Raw genomic sequence first — 17,777 nt, forward strand, 5'->3', positions numbered from 1 at the left:
CAACCAGTGAATGAAGCCGTTTTCTGGGAGCGGCTTTCAAAATCACGACGTGCTCCACTTGAGCCCGAATGGCTGGAGAAGGTTTACTCGCCCTGTTTTTCAATTGAACTTCGCCGTGCTCTCTGCGAAAAACTTGGAATGCTGGCTGAACAAGGCTGGCCAATCATTGAACGATTGATTCAGCGGCATGGAGCACTTCCCGATCTTGTCCTGGCAGCTGGACTGTGCCACCAGCCAGGAGCGAGGGACTGGCTGCTTGATCAACTGAAAAACAGCTCTGAATTAGCTGAAGTCAATCTTTGCATCCTTGAGGCCTTGTCTTGCTGGGGTGCAGATGTTCCAGCACATGTAGTGCAGGAGTGCTTGCATCACCCCGGTCAAAATCATCGCTTGGCGGGATTGCAGTTAGTGGGTTTCCGATCTCACAGCCTGAGTGACGACGAATTGCTCAAGTTCTGCACTGAAGCCCTTAGCGATTTCCGGGATCCAGTGGTAATTGCCGCAATTCGAGTGTTGCAACGCAGAGATGGCGCAATCATCAGCGAACACTTATCGAATCTATGTAAAACCGGATCCGACGATGTCGCTGCCGCAGCTTTCCGGGCCCTTGGCTGCATTGCAACTCCGATTAGTCAGCGATACCTGAAAGAGCTTAGTGAAACGCTCAGCAGTGAGTCACGAAAACAACTTGCCTGCCAACAGTTGCAGCAGCAATTTCGAATCTGAGCAAACAAAAGCCCGACCAATATCGGGCTGGAGAGCTGTATGAGATTGATTTAAAGCTAAATCAAATGGATGATTACCACTTTTTATAGGGAAGGAACTTTCCGCACATCGTGATCTGAACACGATCACCCTTCGGGTCTTCAATTTTGTCCACATCCAGGGTGAAATCGATAGCACTCATGATTCCATCGCCAAACTTTTCCTGAATCACATCCTTCAGCGGCATGCCATACACCTGCATGATCTCGTAAAAGCGATAAATCAGGGGATCGGTTGGAATCACCGGCTCAAGGCTGCCTTTGGTCGGAAACTCCTGAATTGCAGCTGTAATAGCGGGGTCTAAGGACAACAAGGACGCCAGCTTCTCCGCCTCAACAGTAGAGGCTGTGGCCTGTCCATAGAACAGAGAGGCAATCCACACTTCGTCAAGCCCAAGAGCCGCCTCAAGATCGGCGAAACTCATTCCCTTCGCTTTTTTGGCAGCCATCAACGAGGCAGTCAATGTAGCCGGCGAAGGGGCTGCAAGTGATGGCGTGGACATGGGCGAAACAGTCATAAAAAGCACTAGAAACGGAAAAATATTGTCGCGACTTACACCAGAAAACAGCTACAAAGACGACCAAAATCAAAACTTATTTTGGATGCATTGACTACATCCTGATGAATTCAGAACTGCTCTATTGGTTTCAACGAACGTGTGATCGATGAACACTCTTTTCCGCACTCTCGCCACACTGCTGAATCGCCAGAATCAAAATTCAAGCTTCACCACAAGCTTGGTGCTTGAGCGCCTCTATTACGCCGATGGTCGCCACAACACCAGCCATCCACAGCACGGAAGCTTCGATGGACTTTCCGTACTCGCGTGAGTTGATCAGTAGCAATCGCTACCGCCGAGAGTGACCTCACTGCAGAACACTGCATGAAGAGACCGCTGCAGCCCTTGGCAAACAATGTCTGCAACGGTCGTGAACGCTTCAAACAGCATCTGCGCAAAGTCGGGAGCGGCGAACACACCAGCAAGGGCTTGAGTCGAGAAGAGGCTGCCGATGCAATGGCACTCATGCTCAGGGAGGAGGCCACACCGGCACAGATTGGCGCTTTCCTGATTGCCCACCGCATTCGCCGGCCGGAGCCCCAAGAGCTCACCGGCATGCTCGACACCTATCGATCGTTGGGGCCCGTTGTTCACAGCCCTGCGGATCAGAGAAGACCGCTCTGCTTCGGCATGCCATTTGACGGTCGGTCAAGAACTGCGCCCATCTATCCACTCACCAGCCTGGTGCTGGTGGCTTGCGGTCAACCGGTCGTCCTTCAGGGGGGTGACCGCATGCCAATCAAATACGGCATCACAGCCCTCGAGCTCTTCCGCCTCTTGGGTCTGAATCTGGGTGGACTGCCCCTCAGCAGCGTTCAGGAAGGGTTCAACACGCATGGCTTCGCGCTCATCCATCAATCGGATCATTTCGCGATCGCGGAAACACTGATTGATTACCGCGAGCAGCTGGGCAAACGGCCACCGGTGGCCAGCCTCGAGCTCTTATGGACTGCTCACCAGGGAGACCACCTTCTGGTGAGTGGGTTCGTACACCCACCAACCGAAAGCCGGGCCTGGGAAGCGCTCAGGCTCGCCGGCGAAACCGACCTGCTCACTGTGAAAGGCCTCGAAGGAGGAACAGACCTTCCCATCGGTCGGGCCTGCATCACGGCCCGAGTCCGCGATGGTCAGCCTGAACGTCTGATCCTTCACCCCCGCGATCACGGATGCCACAACGCAGACATCGAATGGTCTTCGGAAAGCGCCTGGAAGAGCCAGGCCCTCGAGGCGCTTAGCAACCGTGGTCCGCTCAGCGAAGCTCTGCGCTGGAATGCGGGTGCCTATCTCTGGAATGCTGGCCTAAGCGAGAGTCTTGACTCGGGGATTGAGAGGGCCACCACAGTGCTGGAACAAGGTCGGGCCCTAGATCAGCTCGATCAACTGCGCAGCCTGCCAAGTGCTTTGTGCATCAGATAACGCTCAAAAGACACTCCAGCGATTGTGATTGTTTCTGGAGCAACAACTCTCCAGCCGTAACGCTCGAACAACGGGCGACTGAACTGACTGGCTTCGGTGCGCAGAGATCTGACGCCATCCGCGATCGCATCAGCTTCAAGTCTCTCTAGGAGCGCTTTGCCGTGGCCCTGACGTGCCGACCGGCCCCGGCAATACAGAAGGGCAAGCCGGTCCTGTGGATGCCGAATAGCAAAGGCGGCATCCTCGCCACTGATCCATCCGGAGCCCTCCTTCAAAGTTTGATCCAACACACCCGGCAACCAGGCGAGTGCTGCCCAGGACATCACCTGCTGATCCGAATACAGCTGTGGGCCCTGACTTTCAATGGCATCGGCATAGATCTCCCGCAGGAGGTTCTCATCGGCTGGAACGATCAATCGCAGGGCCATGGCCGATGCCTATGGGAATGTGAGTCTCACCTGCCCAGCGGCTGCCTTGCAGCAACCACGTGTCCCCACTCTGCTCAGCGCCTTTCTGACGCTGCTCAATGACCGACTCAGCGAAAGCATCGTCTTCCCACTGCTGCCGTTCCTGCTGGCGAGCTTCAACGCCGATGGGCGCACACTGGGACTGCTGGCCGGCAGCTACGCACTCGCGCAGTTTGCTGCCACACCCCTAATCGGAGCCCTCAGTGATCGCTTCGGCCGCCGGCCAGTGATCGCCACCTGCGTTGCAGGCTCGGTGCTGGGTCTGGGCCTGTTCGCCCTCACCGTGAGCATGGACTGGCCCAAAGGCGCCACTTTGCCGCTCGTGCTGCTGTTCGGCGCTCGCCTCATCGATGGTGTGAGCGGCGGAACAGCAGCCACCGCTGGAGCGGTGCTGGCTGATATCACTCCGGAGGAACAACGGGCACGCGCTTTCGGCTTGATCGGTGTGGCCTTTGGTCTCGGCTTCATCATCGGACCGTTCGTGGGAGGACAGCTCGCCCGAATCAACGTGACCGTGCCGATCTGGGTGGCCACCGGTTTCGCCCTGTTCAACCTGCTGGTGGTGCTGGGTTTGCTTCCTGAGACCCATCCCCGCTCGGCGCGCCAAGCCATGCCGCGCAAACGAGACCTCAACCCCTTTGCCCAGATCGCCAAGGTGATTGGCAACCCCGCTGTCGGACGACTCTGTCTCAGCTTCTTCCTGTTCTTTCTGGCCTTCAACGGCTTCACCGCCATCCTGGTGCTCTATTTCAAACAGCGCTTCGACTGGGGACCAGAGCTCGCCACGACCGCCTTCCTGATTGTGGGTGTGGTGGCCACCGTGGTGCAGGGAGGCCTGATCGGTCCCCTCGTGAAACAACTCGGGGAATGGAAACTGACCCTGATCGGTCTGGGCTTGGTGATCCTTGGATGCCTGCTGATTCCCTCGACATCTCCTGAACAAGCACAGCTCGGCGTGTTCAGTTCCGTGGCCATCCTCGCCACAGGAACAGGATTGGTGACCCCCAGCCTGCGCAGCCTGGTGTCTCGCCGCCTTGACTCCGAGGGCCAGGGCACGGCATTGGGCAGTCTTCAGGCCTTGCAGAGCCTGGGGAGTTTCCTAGGACCACCCCTGGCCGGACTCAGCTACGACCTCTTAGGACAAATCAGTCCTTTCGTTGGCAGTGCCTGTCTGCTGATCATGGTGATGCTGCTGGTGGGAGGCAGCCCGCTGCCCTCCAGAACGCAATGAACCAGCCAGCTTCGGAACATCGGTCGAACTGCAGTTCGTCCTCTCGACGATTGCTACGTTTCGCGGATCGGTTCATGCACACTTGGTCACCCGATGAGTGACAACGTTCTTTCCACCGACCTCTACATCAACCGAGAGCTCAGCTGGATCGCCTTCAACAAGCGAGTGCTGATTCAGGCTCTGGATGAACGCACCCCTTTGCTGGAACAGGCCAAATTCAGTGCCATCTTCAGCAACAACCTCGACGAATTTTTCATGGTGAGGGTGGCCTCCCTCAAGGCCCAAGTAGAAGCCGGCATCGACAAGCGCAGTGAGGACGGCCGCACGCCACTGGAACAGCTGCAGGCGATACGAGAACATCTCACACCTTTGCTTCAACAGCAGCAAGAGCATTACCGCAGTCAGCTCAGGTGTGAACTACAGAACCATGGCGCCCATCTGCTCGATTACGAACAACTGAACGAACGTCAGCGACTCTGGGTCGACAACTACTTCCAGACAGCGATTTTTCCTGTGCTGACCCCCCTGGCGGTGGATCCGGCTCATCCCTTTCCATTCGTGAGCAACCTCAGCCTGAATGTGGCGGCTCTGATTGATGACCCCGAAACCGGTCAACGTCTGCTCGCACGCGTCAAAGTGCCCCAGACAATCCTGCCCCGCTTCGTCGCCATCCCCACCGACCTTGCAGGTGAGCAATCAGAACCTGTTCATACAGCTGTTCCTCTGGAACAGGTTGTGGCCTTCAACCTCGGTCTTCTCTTCCCCGGCATGAGCATCGAAGGGCACTACTTCTTCCGCGTCACCAGAGATGCAGATCTGGAACTGCGCGACCTGGAAGCCGACGATCTGATGATCGCCATTGAACAGGGCCTGAGAAAGCGACGCATGGGTGGCGAAGTGGTGCGGCTGGAGGTCGCCGAGGGGATGCCACAGGACGTCGTCGAGATGCTGATGGAGGGCATGTCCGTTGAGGAAGCTGATCTCTACAGGGTTGACGGGCCTCTAGGCCTCGACGATCTGTTCGGTCTGATGGGAATTCCATTAGCCAATCTCAAGAACGAGTCCCACTCGGGCCAGACACCTTCGGTTCTGCGTCGCGCCCAGCGCAACATGCTCGAAGACGGCTCCATCAAAGAGGAGGAGTTCGAAAGCATTTTCTCGGTAGTCCGCCGCCGTGATGTGCTGCTACATCACCCCTATGACCTGTTCTCCACATCCGTGGAGGAGTTCATCAACCAGGCCGCTGATGATCCGCTGGTGATGGGGATCAAGATGACCCTCTATCGCACCTCCAAGGATTCACCAATTATTGCCGCGCTGATCCGCGCTGCGGAAAACGGCAAACAGGTGATGGCACTGGTGGAGCTCAAGGCACGCTTCGACGAAGACAACAACATCCAGTGGGCCAAGCACCTGGAAAGCTCAGGAGTGCATGTTGTCTATGGAGTTCTGGGCCTGAAAACTCACACCAAGATCGTGCTGGTGGTGCGCAAGGAAAAAGAACGTCTTCGCAGTTATGTCCATATCGGCACTGGCAACTACAACTCGAAGACATCACGTCTCTACACCGATCTAGGCCTGCTTTCGGCACGACCCGAGCTCGGCCAGGATCTGGTCGAGCTATTCAATTACCTCACCGGGTTTTCCAAACAACAGGAGTTCCGAAAATTACTGGTTGCACCTGTTTCACTGCGCAAAGGCATGGAACATCTGATTCGTCGTGAGATTGAACACGCGCAGAACGACCGTGGTGGGCATATCCGGGCCAAGATGAATTCACTGGTGGATCCCAGCATCATTGCCCTGCTGTACGAAGCCTCACAGGCAGGTGTGAAAATCGAACTGATCGTCCGCGGGATGTGCTGCCTGTACCCCGGACGCGAGGGAGTCAGCGACAACATCAGCGTAGTGAGCATCATCGGTCGCTTTTTGGAACACTCACGCCTGTTCTGGTTCGCCAATCACGACGAACCCGAGGTTTACATCGGTAGCGCAGATTGGATGCCCAGAAATCTGGACAGACGCGTTGAGGCCGTGACCCCGGTTGAAGAGCCAGCACTTCGAGAGCAACTGGAACGATTGATGCAGATCTATCTCGAAGACAACCGTGGATCATTCGACATGCAAACCGATGGATCCTTCAGACAGCGCCATCCAGAAGGTGCAGAACGTAATTCTCAGCTGAACCTGATTGAAACCTGGAGAACAGGACTGCTCGCGAAAAACTGAACCATCGAGAGCCGTGTTCATCGATACGGGGAAATTGTGCTTTTTGTCTTTATTTCATATTCGATCCACGAGACTTAACACCGCATCATTGATTCGTAAAAACTTTCGATTTAATCAGCTCACTTTTTGCTTTGGGTGCTAAATTTTCCCCAAATCTAATTTTCAGGAGGCCAGGGTGATGGGGATCCCTCTGGAATCTGAAGGAGCAACTCAAAAAGTTGCTTCATCAGAACCTGTGTTGCCGACCACTGGTCGTCGCGACAGCAGTACACGTTCACGCTCATCTTCCAGTCGTTCAACACGTCAAAGCGGGCGCTTGGCCACTGACTCGATTGGTTATTACCTGAGCAGTATTGGTCGCGTTCCGCTGCTCACTGCAGCCGAAGAAATCGAGCTTGCTCATCATGTGCAAGCGATGAAAGAGTTGCTGGAGACGGCTGAGGAGGAACGCACTCCTAGGCAACGTCACCGCATTCGCATGGGCAAACGTGCCCGAGATCGGATGATGGCCGCCAACCTCCGACTCGTCGTGAGCGTTGCCAAGAAGTATCAGAACCAGGGCCTGGAATTGCTCGATCTGGTTCAGGAAGGAGCCATCGGCCTGGAGCGGGCCGTGGACAAGTTCGACCCTGCCATGGGCTACAAGTTTTCGACCTATGCCTACTGGTGGATTCGCCAGGGCATGACTCGCGCCATTGACAACAGCGCGCGCACCATTCGCCTGCCGATTCACATCAGCGAAAAGCTCTCCAAGATGCGCCGCATCACGCGTGAGCTCTCACATCGCTTCGGTCGTCAACCGAACCGACTGGAACTGGCGAACGCGATGGGAATCGAACCTCGCGATCTCGAAGACCTCATCGCCCAGAGCGCACCCTGCGCATCCCTTGATGCCCATGCCCGTGGCGAAGAAGATCGCAGCACTCTCGGCGAACTGATTCCTGACCCCAATGGTGCTGAGCCAATGGAGGGAATGGATCGCAGCATTCAGAAGGAGCACCTCGGCGGATGGCTCTCTCAGCTGAATGAGCGTGAACAAAAAATCCTCAAATTGCGCTTCGGACTTGATGGAGCCGAGCCACTGACGCTTGCTGAAATCGGACGTCAGATCAATGTGTCGCGCGAACGAGTACGACAACTAGAAGCCAAAGCCATCTTGAAGTTGCGTGTGATGACCAACCATCAGCAGGCGGCCTGAGTTTTTGCTCACGTCCCTACTGATCATCGGCATCTGGATGCTGCTGGTGCTCTCAGCAGCTGTGATCTGTCGAAAGCGATGGCCGGAACAACAGGAACTGAGTCGCAAGATCGTGCACATCGGCACCGGCCCGATCGTTCTTCTGGCCTGGTGGCTCGCAATTCCAGCCTCGATTGCCGTACCGGTGGCCCTCGTCGTCACCGTGATCACGGCCGTCAATCACCGCATACAACTTCTGCCCGCTGTTGAGGATGTCGACCGCAACAGCTACGGAACCGTGGCGTATGGTCTGGCGATCAGTCTGTTGCTGCTCCTGTTCTGGCCCGACCAAGCGGTTGCTGTTTGTGCTGGTGTGCTGGTGATGGCCTTTGCCGATGGGCTGGCGGGGCTTGTTGGTCGTGGCATGACATCGCCAAGCTGGACCGTATGGCAACAGCGGAAGTCCGTCGCTGGCACCCTCACGATGGGCTTGGTCACGGCGTTGGTGTTGTTCCTGCTGGTGCTGATCAGTCAGAGTCCTCTGCATCCCCTGCGTCTGATCGCTGTCTGTGCTCTGGCCGTCGGCCTCGAGCAATGGGGGCGCTGGGGAATCGACAACCTCAGTGTGCCGTTAGCAGTAGGCCTGTGCTGGACATGGATGACCGTTTAAACGGCCGCCACCTCCCTTACAACTCAAGACGCAGGAATCCCTGAGGCAGGAGTGCCAGCTTTCTTCACGGATTCAGCCAGCTCAGCGAGCAACTCGGCCGTTGCTTCAATACTGATGCAGGCATCGGTGACACTCTGTCCGTAAGTGAGTGAAGAGCGATCAGCACTGATTTTCTGATTGCCTTCGACCAGGTGGCTTTCCAGCATCACACCCATGACAAGGGTTGATCCCTTCTGCACTTGAGCAGCCACAGCCCGGAGAACCTCGCCCTGGCGGCGATAATCCTTATTGGAATTGGCATGACTGCAGTCGACCATCAAACGATCCGGGAGACCAGCTCCAGCCAATTCCGTGCATGCCTCCTGAATCGCCTCCAGGTGGTAGTTACTACCGCTGTTCCCTCCCCTCAACACCAGATGGCCATAGGGATTACCGGTGGTGCTCACGATGGACGCATTCCCTTCGCAGTTGATCCCGAGAAAATGATGGGGACTGGAGGCTGACTGCATCGCATTGATGGCGATGGTGGCACTGCCGTCGGTGCCGTTCTTGTAGCCCACAGGCATCGAAAGACCTGAGGCCATCTCTCTGTGGGTCTGACTTTCTGTGGTGCGGGCACCGATCGCAGTCCAGCTGATCAAGTCGGCGATGTACTGCGGCACCACTGGATCCAGCAATTCCGTCGCAGTGGGCATGCCGTCCCGGGCGAGATCCAGGAGCAGAGAACGCGCCATCCGTAATCCGGTATTGATGTCGTAAGAACCATCGAGGTGGGGATCGTTGATCAATCCTTTCCAGCCCACGGTCGTTCGAGGCTTCTCGAAATAAACCCGCATCACCACCTCCAGTTCCCCCGCATAACGGGCCCTCAGGGGAGCGAGACGGCGGGCGTAGTCAAGGGCCGCATCCACGTCGTGCACGGAACAGGGGCCAACGATCACAAGCAAGCGGTGGTCCTCTCCCCGGAGAATGGCCTGGATGCGATGTCTGGCGGTTGCGACGGTTTCAGTGGCCCTGGCGTCGGCAGGAAAATCCCCGTGCAGCAATGCCGGTGAAACCAGTGGCAGGGTATCCACCACATGCAGATCGTGAGTGGTGGTCATGCCCTGAGCAATAAATGAGGTCACGTTACGCAAGCTGCTTCAGAGCGCATGACGTCAGCAGGGAACGGTGACGCAGGAGAATGAAGTGCGTTTGCCGTTCCTGCGCCGATTCCGATGCTGAGCACCTACCGCGAGAACGCTGCAGAACGCCTGGCTCAGGGGATCCCAGCGCTGCCACTCGATGCCAGCCAGGCCAAAGCGCTTACGGAGCAGTTGCAGGACCCGCCTGCTGGAGAAGAGCAGGAACTGCTGCATCTGCTGAGTGAACGCATTCCACCCGGGGTGGATGAAGCCGCCTACGTGAAGGCAACCTGGCTGAGTGCTGTGGCGCAGGGCGAAGCGACCAGCCCGTTGGTGTCACCGCTGGAAGCGATCCGTCTGCTTGGAACGATGGTGGGGGGCTACAACGTGGCCGCCCTAATAGAGCTGCTGAAACACAGCAATGAAGAGCTGGCTGAATGTGCCGCTGAGGGCCTGAGCCGCACCCTGCTTGTGTACGACGCCTTCAACGAACTGATGGAGCTGGCGGCAGACAACCGTTTCGCCAAACAGGTGGTGGACAGCTGGGCAGCAGCGGAATGGTTCACCTCCAAACCGGAGCTGGCTGAGTCCATCACCGTGACTGTCTTCAAGATCGAAGGTGAAACCAACACTGATGATCTCTCTCCAGCAACCCATGCCACGACCCGTCCGGACATTCCCATGCATGCCCTGGCAATGCTGGAGACCCGAGACCCTGAAGGCCTTCAGACCATCACAACGCTGAAGCAGGGTAAACATCCCGTGGTCTACGTAGGCGATGTTGTCGGCACAGGAAGTTCCCGCAAGAGCGCCATCAACTCGGTGCTCTGGCACACGGGCGATGACATTCCACATGTCCCGAACAAGCGAGCCGGCGGGGTAATTCTGGGCGGAAAAATCGCTCCCATCTTTTTCAACACCGCGGAAGACTCGGGCGCACTGCCGATCGAATGTGATGTAACTGGTCTGAACACCGGTGATGTCATCACCATTCGGCCCTACCAAGGCACGATCGAACGGGATGGTGAGGTGGTGAGCCGCTTCGATCTGAAGCCAGCCACGATCAGTGATGAGGTGCGCGCTGGTGGCCGCATTCCGCTGATGATCGGTCGAGCCCTCACCGACAAGGTGCGCGCAAAGCTTGGTTTGCCGCCCTCCGAGCTGTTCATCCGCCCCAGCGCTCCGGTGGATACCGGCAAGGGCTTCACCCTCGCGCAAAAAATGGTGGGCAAGGCCTGCGGCCTCACCGGTGTGCGCCCAGGCACCAGCTGCGAACCGCTGATGACAACAGTCGGCTCCCAGGACACCACCGGGCCGATGACCCGGGACGAAATGAAGGAGCTGGCCTGCCTGGGCTTCTCCTCCGACCTGGTGATGCAGAGCTTCTGCCACACCGCCGCCTATCCCAAGCCTGTAGATCTTCAGACCCAGAAGGACCTGCCCGATTTCTTCGCTCAGCGCGGCGGCGTCGCGCTGCGGCCCGGCGATGGCATCATCCACAGCTGGCTGAACCGCATGCTTCTTCCCGACACGGTGGGCACCGGCGGTGACAGCCACACCCGCTTTCCACTGGGCATCTCCTTCCCGGCCGGATCAGGCCTTGTGGCTTTCGCCGCGGCCATTGGCGCTATGCCGCTCGACATGCCTGAGTCAGTTCTGGTGCGATTCAGCGGCTCTCTGCAGCCCGGTGTGACCCTGCGCGATGTGGTGAACGCCATTCCCTGGGTTGCCATTCAACGCGGCCTACTAACAGTCGAGAAAGCCAACAAAAAGAATCTGTTCAATGGCCGGATCATGGAGATTGAAGGCCTCCCTGATCTGAAGCTCGAGCAGGCCTTTGAACTCACCGACGCCAGCGCCGAGCGCTCCTGTGCCGGCTGCACGATCAAGCTTTCCGAGGACACGGTGAGCGAATACTTGCGCAGCAACGTGGCCCTGCTCAAGAACATGATTGCGCGTGGTTACAGCGATGCACGCACCCTGGCCCGCCGCATCAAGGAGATGGAGGTGTGGCTATCCAATCCCCAGCTGCTCAGCGCAGATGCCGATGCCGAATACGCCGAGGTGCTGGAGATCAACCTCAACGAACTCACCGAACCCGTTGTGGCCTGCCCGAACGATCCCGACAACGTAAAGCTGCTCAGCGAGGTGGCTGGAGCGCCGGTGCAGGAGGTCTTCATCGGCTCTTGCATGACCAACATCGGCCATTACCGGGCCGCGGCCAAGGTGCTGGAGGGAGCCGGTGAAAACAAGGCCCGACTCTGGGTCTGCCCTCCCACCCGCATGGATGAGGAAACTCTCAAGGCCGAGGGTTATTACGCCACCTTCGAAGCAGCCGGCTCACGCATGGAAATGCCAGGCTGCTCCCTGTGCATGGGCAACCAGGCCAGGGTCGAAGACGACACCACCGTGTTCTCCACCAGCACTCGCAACTTCAACAACCGCCTCGGCAAAGGCGCCCAGGTTTACCTCGGTAGCGCCGAACTGGCAGCGGTCTGTGCCCAGCTGGGCCAGATCCCTACAGCCGACGACTACCGCAGCATCGCCTCAGCAAAGATCGACCCTCTTTCCGACGAGCTTTACCGCTATCTGAATTTTGATCAGATCAACGGCTTCGAGGATCAGGGTCGGGTTATCAGTGCGGATGAGGAGGCTCAGATGCTCGCCGGGGCCTAACCCCCGACAGGCAACGCAATGGTCGCTCTCAGTGAACTAAAACAACGCCGCCACCAGCTGGGCTCCAGCCGCAGCATCCGGCGGTTGCTTGAGCGACGCTGGTGGGTTGTGGTGCTGGCCCTGATGCTCACTGGCCTGGGCGCTGCCCTGACCGGTGTGCTGTTCAAGGCCGGCATCAAAGTCTTGAGTGGCTGGCGACTGGAACTGCTGGCGGATCTACCGGCCTGGGCTGTTTTGCCTGGACTCGGAGCCCTGGGCGGCCTGATTTCAGGGCTGATGGTGGCCTACCTGGCCCCAGCCGCTGGCGGCTCAGGCATCACCCACATCATGGGTTTCCTGAAACACCGGGCGGTGCCGATGGGGCTGCAGGTGGGCCTCGTGAAGCTGGTGGCTGGAATCGTGGCCATCGGCAGCGGCTTCCCTCTCGGCCCGGAAGGGCCTGCGGTTCAGATGGGCGGCTCGGTGGCATGGCAGATGGCCCGCTGGCTGAAAGCACCTGTGGCCTTTCGCCGCATGATCGTGGCCGCCGGTGGCGGAGCCGGTATCGCAGCGGTGTTCAGTGCCCCCATCGGAGGCTTCGTCTACGCCGTGGAGGAATTGCTGCACTCCGCCAGACCGGTGGTGTTGCTGCTGGTGATTGTCACCACCTTCTGGGCCGATGCCTGGGCAGATGTGCTGGGTCTGGCAGGCCTCAATTCCAGCGGTGGTGGCCTCGATGCAACGCAGGGATTCCAGCTGGAGCGGGAATACACACCACTGGTGAACTTCCTGCCAATTGATCTTGGCTACCTGATCGGGCTTGGTGTGGTGGTTGGGGTTCTGGCGGAGCTCTACTGCCGCTATGTGCTCGCCATGCAACGCAAAGGCAATGCCTGGTTCGGCGATCACCTAGTGCTGCGCATGGTGATCAGTGGTGGCGTGCTGGGGGCCGTGTACGCCTTTCTACCTGGAGATTTTCACAACCTTGAAGGGCTGCAGCACCTGATTGCTGATGGCAAGGCCGATATCCCCATGGCGCTTGGCACCTTCATCGTGCTCTTCTTCAGCACCGGTCTGGCTGCTGCATCAGGAGCTCCAGGAGGCTTGTTCTACCCGATGCTCACTCTTGGAGGCGCCATCGGTCTGGCCTGCGGCATCTGGGTGGAAGCGCTCACCGGACACGTTCCAAGCACCTATGTCTTCGCCGGCATGGGTGCCTTCGTAGCGAGCTGTTCACGCACGCCAATTACGGCCATGTTCCTGGCCTTCGCGCTCACCAAGGATCTGCTGATTCTCAAGCCGATCCTGGTGGCTTGCCTGGCCAGCTTCCTCGTGGCACGTCTATTTGATGACCGATCAATTTATGAGCGCCAGCTGGGTATGGAGCTGTTGGAAGAGGACCACCTGGATGCGCGCAGAGAACGGCGTGGTGGCATCCACCACGCTTGGGAGGGGTCCGTTCGACGCCGGAAGTTTGATGCTCCCAAACCATCAACGCCTCCAAAAAACAAAGCCAATCCACCTGATCCATAGGGGCACTTGATTCCATGGCTAGGAAGCTCAACAGGCGCCTTCGGTGTTTCTGCTGCCGCCGGTGATGAGCAGTTCTTCACGTCGCGGGGCTACAGCGTCGATGGCATCGGCTGGAGCATCTGAATCCTTGATCCTTCAGGATGACTATCTGAAGCTCAAGCTCTCCTGAACCAGGAAACGCTGCTGTTTGATCCGGCTGTGCCGGAAACTGGAGCCCTGCGTGCGGTGATGGCTTTTCCCAGCACCTACACAGTGGGAATCACCAGCCTCGGATATCAAATCGTGTGGGCGACTCTGGCCATGCGGTCCGATCTGGATGTGCGGCGGCTGTTCACCGACCAGAGCGATCCACCTCATCGACAATGCGATCTGTTCGGACTCTCCCTCAGCTGGGAACTCGATGGTCCGGTTCTGCTTGATCTACTGGAGCAGCAACGGATACCTATCTGGAGCGAGCAACGATCGGATCAGGATCCAATCGTGTTCGGGGGTGGTCCTGTGCTGACTGCGAACCCCGAACCGCTGGCTCCCTTTTTCGATGTGATTCTTCTGGGAGACGGCGAAGAACTGCTGCCCAGCTTCATCGACACTCTTCAGGAGGTCCGGACTGAATCACGATCCGTCCGTCTGCGGCGGCTGGCTCAGGTCCCCGGGATTTACGTGCCATCGCTATACGCCCCGCGCTACGGAAACGACGGCTGTCTACAAAGCATTGACCCCATCGAGACAGATCTGCCACCAACGATCAGCAAGCAGACCTGGCGTGGCAACAGCCTCAGCCATTCAACGGTGATCACTCCCGAATCCGCCTGGCCCGATATCCACATGGTGGAGGTGGTGCGCAGCTGCCCAGAACTGTGCCGCTTCTGTCTGGCCAGCTATCTCACCCTTCCCTTCCGCACTCCCTCTCTTGACGACGGCCTGATTCCTGCCGTCGAGAAAGGTCTTGTCGCAACGCGCCGGCTGGGACTGCTTGGTGCATCAGTGACGCAGCATCCACAGTTCGCAGAGCTATTGAGCTGGCTTGGTCATGACCGCTTTGATGACGTTCGCCTGAGTGTGAGTTCGGTGCGGGCAGCCACCGTAACGACTGAACTTGCGAGCGGATTGGCCAGACGCGGCAGTAAATCACTGACGATCGCCATCGAAAGCGGCAGCGAACGCATGCGCGAGGTGGTGAACAAAAAGCTGAGCAACGAGGAGATCAGCGCCGCTGCGCGCCATGCCAAGGAAGGGGGTCTGCGTGCCCTCAAGCTCTACGGAATGGTTGGACTGCCCAGTGAACAGGATGAGGATGTGGAATCAACGGCAGATCTGCTGCTTCAACTCAAGAAAACCACCCCTGGCTTGCGTTTCACCCTGGGTGTGAGCACCTTTGTCCCCAAGGCTCAGACGCCTTTCCAATGGCAGGGCGTGAGACCTGAAGCCGACAAACGCCTTAAACGGCTGGCCAAACGACTGAAACCAAAAGGAATTGATCTGCGACCCGAAAGTTACGGCTGGAGTGTGATCCAAGCTCTGCTCTCTCGCAGTGACCGCCGTTTGGCTCCGGTGATTGCCGCAGTCCGAGGATCACAGGAAAGCCTCGGGGGCTGGAAGAAGGCTTATCGCAGCAGCAGAGCAGGAGAACTGCCGGGGGCCAGAAGTGGTGGGATAGATCTACCTTTGCCTCCCCCATGGGAACAGGTGGTGCACGACAACTGGGGTGAAGACGTTGTGCTGCCCTGGGACCACCTCAACGGCCCGCTGGGACAAAAGACCTTGCTCAAGCATCAGAAGCTTTCTCTGGCTGAAGCCGCACCGACAGTTCAGGACTGAAGGACGCTCGCAGACCCGCGAGCAGAATCCACCCGGCGATGTTCACTCGACTGTCAAAAAAGGGCAGATCCGTTCCATGCAAAACCATCAGCACGAAGAACGCTGTCCACCAGGCCCGGTCAAACAGTCCTGAGAGTCCTCGACGCAGGCTCACCACCAACAGGGCTAAGACGAAGCCCAAAAGCAGAAACGCCACCGGGAGGCCATGACCGATGGCCAACTCCAGCGGCAGATTGTGGGCATGGCCATGCCACTGACCGGTGCGAAGTGGATAAATCGCCGAGAACGCTGCTGCTCCCCAACCCAACCAAGGACGTTCAGCAATCAATTGCAGAGCAACGTTCCATTGACTAATGCGAGTGGAAGCCAGAACCCGCTCTCCCGCGTACTGACTGTCGTTGAGGCGAGCCCAGAGAGTCTCTGGCACCAGCGACCGAGCAGGATCCTGGAGAATCAGCGGCACACCTGGAAGCACTGACAGCAACACAGGCAAAAGCGCCAGCACCAGCAGAGGAATCAACCAGGGCCAGCTGGGTGGACCTAGAACGAGAGGCACCACCAGCATCAGTGAACCCCAGCCATTGCGGGATTCCGTGAGCACCAAGGCCACCACCAACAACACGGCCAGGATGACGACCACGAACCGACGCCAGCGGTTCAGCCCCTGTTGAACGAGGGCAGCCAGGGTCAGTGGCCAAACCATGGACAACCAAGCGGAAGCAATGTTGGCGTAATCAAACAGACCGGAAAGACGCCCTTCAGGACGGCCACCTGCTGCCATGAACCAGACGATCAAACCACCCAGCAGCTGCCAGGGTCCCTGCCATCCCCACCAGAGTTGGCCGAGACCAGTCACCACCACAGGGACACTGCCTGCCACCAACCAAAGGGCAGAGCGCCGCCGGGCCTCCCGACTCATGACGTAGGGCTGAAAACCCCAGAATCCCCAGAAAAAAGGAAGCCAGTTGCCCAGCCCCACCCAGGCGAGTCCCTGGTCGTAGGCCTGAAAGCAACCAAGGATCATCAGGCCTGAAGCCGCCAGCAGCGGGGCATTCCAGAGGTCACGCCAACAGGACCGTTCACGCCCAACACAGCCAAACAACAGCGCAGGGAACAGCAACAGACTTCCAAGCAGAGCTGACGATGGCAGCAGAAACAGGCCGAGCTGAAAGCAACGCCAACCGCGTGAAGACGCCAGTGAAGGTCGGTTCTGGTCCAGCCAGACCATCATGCGAACACTGCAGTGCGGCCTCGATAGACCATCACCTGACGGCAGAGATGAAGGCGCAGAGCCCTTGCCAGAGCCAGTCTCTCGGTGTCGCGACCCTTTCGAATCAGATCTTGCACCTCATCGCGATGGCTCACATGGGCGATGGTCTGCTCGATGATCGGGCCGTCATCCAGTTCCTCGGTGACGTAATGGGAGGTCGCACCAATCAACTTCACGCCCCGTTCCCAGGCACGGTGATAGGGCTGTGCACCCTTAAAGGCAGGCAGAAATGAGTGATGGATATTGATCACATTGGGGAATTGCTCGAGGAAGGTACCGCTGAGCACCTGCATGTACTTGGCCAGCACCACCAGCTCCACCCGATGTTCCATCAGCAGCTCAAGGATGGCCTGCTCAGCTTCAGCCTTGGTCTCGCGGGTCACTGGCACATGCACAAAAGGGACCCCGAACTCCTTACAGCTGCTCTCCAAATCATTGTGATTGGCAATCACGATGGGAACCTGCATCGGCAATTCACCACTGCGTGCCCGCCAGAGCAGATCAAGCAGGCAATGACTTTGCTTGCTCACCAGAATCGCCACACGGGGATGCTCATCAGAGAAGTGCAGCTGAGCCTCACCACCGAGCCGTTGTGCCAGAGACTCCGCTGCAGGTGCAATCGCCTGGCGCGGTAAACCGAAACCCTCCAGGTCCCACTCGATCCTGCTGAGAAACAGACCGGCACCGACATCGGTGTGGTGATCAGCATGTCGAATATTGCCCCCGTTCGCAGCCACCCAGCCGGCGAGCTCACTCACGAGTGCCGGACGATCAGGACAGATCAGCTGAAGGATGACCGAAGCGGAGGACAAGGATCTCAGAGAGATGAGAACGTTGATTCTGCGCCCGGATGGTTCCCTACG

The 17,777-nt window shown here is 58.1% G+C and carries 15 protein-coding genes; 10 read left to right on the top strand and 5 right to left on the bottom strand.

The window, feature by feature from the left end; all coding sequences use genetic code 11:
- Window positions 1-6 precede the first annotated feature (6 nt).
- Window positions 7-726, top strand: a complete 720-nt coding sequence (locus SynBIOSU31_RS14400) for a HEAT repeat domain-containing protein (RefSeq protein ID WP_186491130.1) — start codon at window positions 7-9, stop codon at window positions 724-726.
- 73 nt (window positions 727-799) lie between these two features.
- Here SynBIOSU31_RS14400 and cynS read toward each other — a convergent pair whose 3' ends face one another.
- Complete coding sequence (gene cynS, locus SynBIOSU31_RS14405) at window positions 800-1,267, bottom strand: cyanase (protein WP_186491132.1); 468 nt, start codon at window positions 1,265-1,267, stop codon at window positions 800-802.
- Between the two features lie 163 nt (window positions 1,268-1,430).
- Here cynS and SynBIOSU31_RS14410 point away from each other — a divergent pair, with 163 nt between their 5' ends.
- Window positions 1,431-1,595, top strand: coding sequence for a cyanate hydratase (locus SynBIOSU31_RS14410; protein WP_186491134.1), 165 nt, complete (start codon window positions 1,431-1,433; stop codon window positions 1,593-1,595).
- Between the two features lie 53 nt (window positions 1,596-1,648).
- On the top strand, window positions 1,649-2,740 hold the full coding sequence (locus SynBIOSU31_RS14415; RefSeq protein ID WP_370593640.1) for an anthranilate phosphoribosyltransferase family protein: 1,092 nt from the start codon (window positions 1,649-1,651) through the stop codon (window positions 2,738-2,740).
- Here the strand turns inward: SynBIOSU31_RS14415 and SynBIOSU31_RS14420 are convergent.
- On the bottom strand, window positions 2,701-3,168 hold the full coding sequence (locus SynBIOSU31_RS14420) for a GNAT family N-acetyltransferase (protein ID WP_186491138.1): 468 nt from the start codon (window positions 3,166-3,168) through the stop codon (window positions 2,701-2,703). The genes SynBIOSU31_RS14415 and SynBIOSU31_RS14420 overlap by 40 nt on opposite strands.
- Here SynBIOSU31_RS14420 and SynBIOSU31_RS14425 point away from each other — a divergent pair.
- The 4 genes from SynBIOSU31_RS14425 (at window position 3,167) to SynBIOSU31_RS14440 (ending at window position 8,514) form a co-directional block, all read left to right on the top strand.
- The gene (locus tag SynBIOSU31_RS14425; protein WP_186491140.1) at window positions 3,167-4,438 is read left to right on the top strand and encodes an MFS transporter; all 1,272 of its coding nucleotides are present in this window, start codon (window positions 3,167-3,169) and stop codon (window positions 4,436-4,438) included. The two genes, SynBIOSU31_RS14420 and SynBIOSU31_RS14425, sit on opposite strands and share 2 nt — an antisense overlap.
- A gap of 93 nt (window positions 4,439-4,531) precedes the next feature.
- A complete protein-coding gene (ppk1, locus tag SynBIOSU31_RS14430) occupies window positions 4,532-6,667 on the top strand; it encodes a polyphosphate kinase 1 (RefSeq protein ID WP_186491145.1) in 2,136 nt (711 codons plus the stop codon).
- Between the two features lie 178 nt (window positions 6,668-6,845).
- A complete protein-coding gene (locus SynBIOSU31_RS14435; RefSeq protein ID WP_186491146.1) occupies window positions 6,846-7,865 on the top strand; it encodes an RpoD/SigA family RNA polymerase sigma factor in 1,020 nt (339 codons plus the stop codon).
- A 4-nt stretch (window positions 7,866-7,869) separates the two neighbouring features.
- On the top strand, window positions 7,870-8,514 hold the full coding sequence (locus SynBIOSU31_RS14440) for a diacylglycerol/polyprenol kinase family protein (RefSeq protein ID WP_255477279.1): 645 nt from the start codon (window positions 7,870-7,872) through the stop codon (window positions 8,512-8,514).
- A 23-nt stretch (window positions 8,515-8,537) separates the two neighbouring features.
- Here the strand turns inward: SynBIOSU31_RS14440 and SynBIOSU31_RS14445 are convergent, their stop codons facing one another.
- Complete coding sequence (locus tag SynBIOSU31_RS14445) at window positions 8,538-9,617, bottom strand: 3-deoxy-7-phosphoheptulonate synthase (protein WP_186493160.1); 1,080 nt, start codon at window positions 9,615-9,617, stop codon at window positions 8,538-8,540.
- Window positions 9,618-9,731: 114 nt separating this feature from the next.
- Between SynBIOSU31_RS14445 and acnB the strand changes: the two genes are divergently transcribed.
- The 3 genes from acnB to SynBIOSU31_RS14460 all read left to right on the top strand — a co-directional run bounded on the left by acnB (window position 9,732) and on the right by SynBIOSU31_RS14460 (window position 15,644).
- The gene (gene acnB / locus SynBIOSU31_RS14450) at window positions 9,732-12,314 is read left to right on the top strand and encodes a bifunctional aconitate hydratase 2/2-methylisocitrate dehydratase (RefSeq protein ID WP_186491147.1); all 2,583 of its coding nucleotides are present in this window, start codon (window positions 9,732-9,734) and stop codon (window positions 12,312-12,314) included.
- 18 nt (window positions 12,315-12,332) lie between these two features.
- Window positions 12,333-13,826, top strand: coding sequence for a ClC family H(+)/Cl(-) exchange transporter (locus SynBIOSU31_RS14455; RefSeq protein ID WP_186491148.1), 1,494 nt, complete (start codon window positions 12,333-12,335; stop codon window positions 13,824-13,826).
- Window positions 13,827-14,054: 228 nt separating this feature from the next.
- Complete coding sequence (locus SynBIOSU31_RS14460; protein ID WP_186493162.1) at window positions 14,055-15,644, top strand: B12-binding domain-containing radical SAM protein; 1,590 nt, start codon at window positions 14,055-14,057, stop codon at window positions 15,642-15,644.
- Here the strand turns inward: SynBIOSU31_RS14460 and SynBIOSU31_RS14465 are convergent.
- Together SynBIOSU31_RS14465 and purU are read right to left on the bottom strand one after the other, a co-directional pair.
- On the bottom strand, window positions 15,592-16,875 hold the full coding sequence (locus SynBIOSU31_RS14465; RefSeq protein ID WP_186491150.1) for an O-antigen ligase family protein: 1,284 nt from the start codon (window positions 16,873-16,875) through the stop codon (window positions 15,592-15,594). The genes SynBIOSU31_RS14460 and SynBIOSU31_RS14465 overlap by 53 nt on opposite strands.
- Window positions 16,872-17,726: a formyltetrahydrofolate deformylase gene (gene purU, locus SynBIOSU31_RS14470; RefSeq protein WP_186491156.1), complete on the bottom strand. Its 855-nt coding sequence runs from the start codon at window positions 17,724-17,726 to the stop codon at window positions 16,872-16,874. The genes SynBIOSU31_RS14465 and purU overlap by 4 nt, the downstream gene beginning before the upstream one ends.
- Window positions 17,727-17,777: the final 51 nt, after the last annotated feature.

The organism is Synechococcus sp. BIOS-U3-1, assembly GCF_014279975.1.
In the GTDB taxonomy this organism is placed as follows: domain Bacteria; phylum Cyanobacteriota; class Cyanobacteriia; order PCC-6307; family Cyanobiaceae; genus Synechococcus_C.

Excerpts from the sequence above, each read along its gene's own strand:
- SynBIOSU31_RS14410 (WP_186491134.1), top strand. The coding sequence starts at position 1,431 with ATGAACACTCTTTTCCGCACTCTCGCCACACTGCTGAATCGCCAGAAT.
- SynBIOSU31_RS14435 (WP_186491146.1), top strand. The coding sequence starts at position 6,846 with ATGGGGATCCCTCTGGAATCTGAAGGAGCAACTCAAAAAGTTGCTTCA.
- SynBIOSU31_RS14460 (WP_186493162.1), top strand. The coding sequence starts at position 14,055 with ATGGCTTTTCCCAGCACCTACACAGTGGGAATCACCAGCCTCGGATAT.
- cynS (WP_186491132.1), bottom strand. The coding sequence starts at position 1,267 with ATGTCCACGCCATCACTTGCAGCCCCTTCGCCGGCTACATTGACTGCC.
- SynBIOSU31_RS14415 (WP_370593640.1), top strand. The coding sequence starts at position 1,649 with ATGAAGAGACCGCTGCAGCCCTTGGCAAACAATGTCTGCAACGGTCGT.
- SynBIOSU31_RS14425 (WP_186491140.1), top strand. The coding sequence starts at position 3,167 with ATGGCCGATGCCTATGGGAATGTGAGTCTCACCTGCCCAGCGGCTGCC.
- SynBIOSU31_RS14445 (WP_186493160.1), bottom strand. The coding sequence starts at position 9,617 with ATGACCACCACTCACGATCTGCATGTGGTGGATACCCTGCCACTGGTT.
- SynBIOSU31_RS14465 (WP_186491150.1), bottom strand. The coding sequence starts at position 16,875 with ATGATGGTCTGGCTGGACCAGAACCGACCTTCACTGGCGTCTTCACGC.
- SynBIOSU31_RS14420 (WP_186491138.1), bottom strand. The coding sequence starts at position 3,168 with ATGGCCCTGCGATTGATCGTTCCAGCCGATGAGAACCTCCTGCGGGAG.
- ppk1 (WP_186491145.1), top strand. The coding sequence starts at position 4,532 with ATGAGTGACAACGTTCTTTCCACCGACCTCTACATCAACCGAGAGCTC.
- SynBIOSU31_RS14455 (WP_186491148.1), top strand. The coding sequence starts at position 12,333 with ATGGTCGCTCTCAGTGAACTAAAACAACGCCGCCACCAGCTGGGCTCC.
- acnB (WP_186491147.1), top strand. The coding sequence starts at position 9,732 with ATGCTGAGCACCTACCGCGAGAACGCTGCAGAACGCCTGGCTCAGGGG.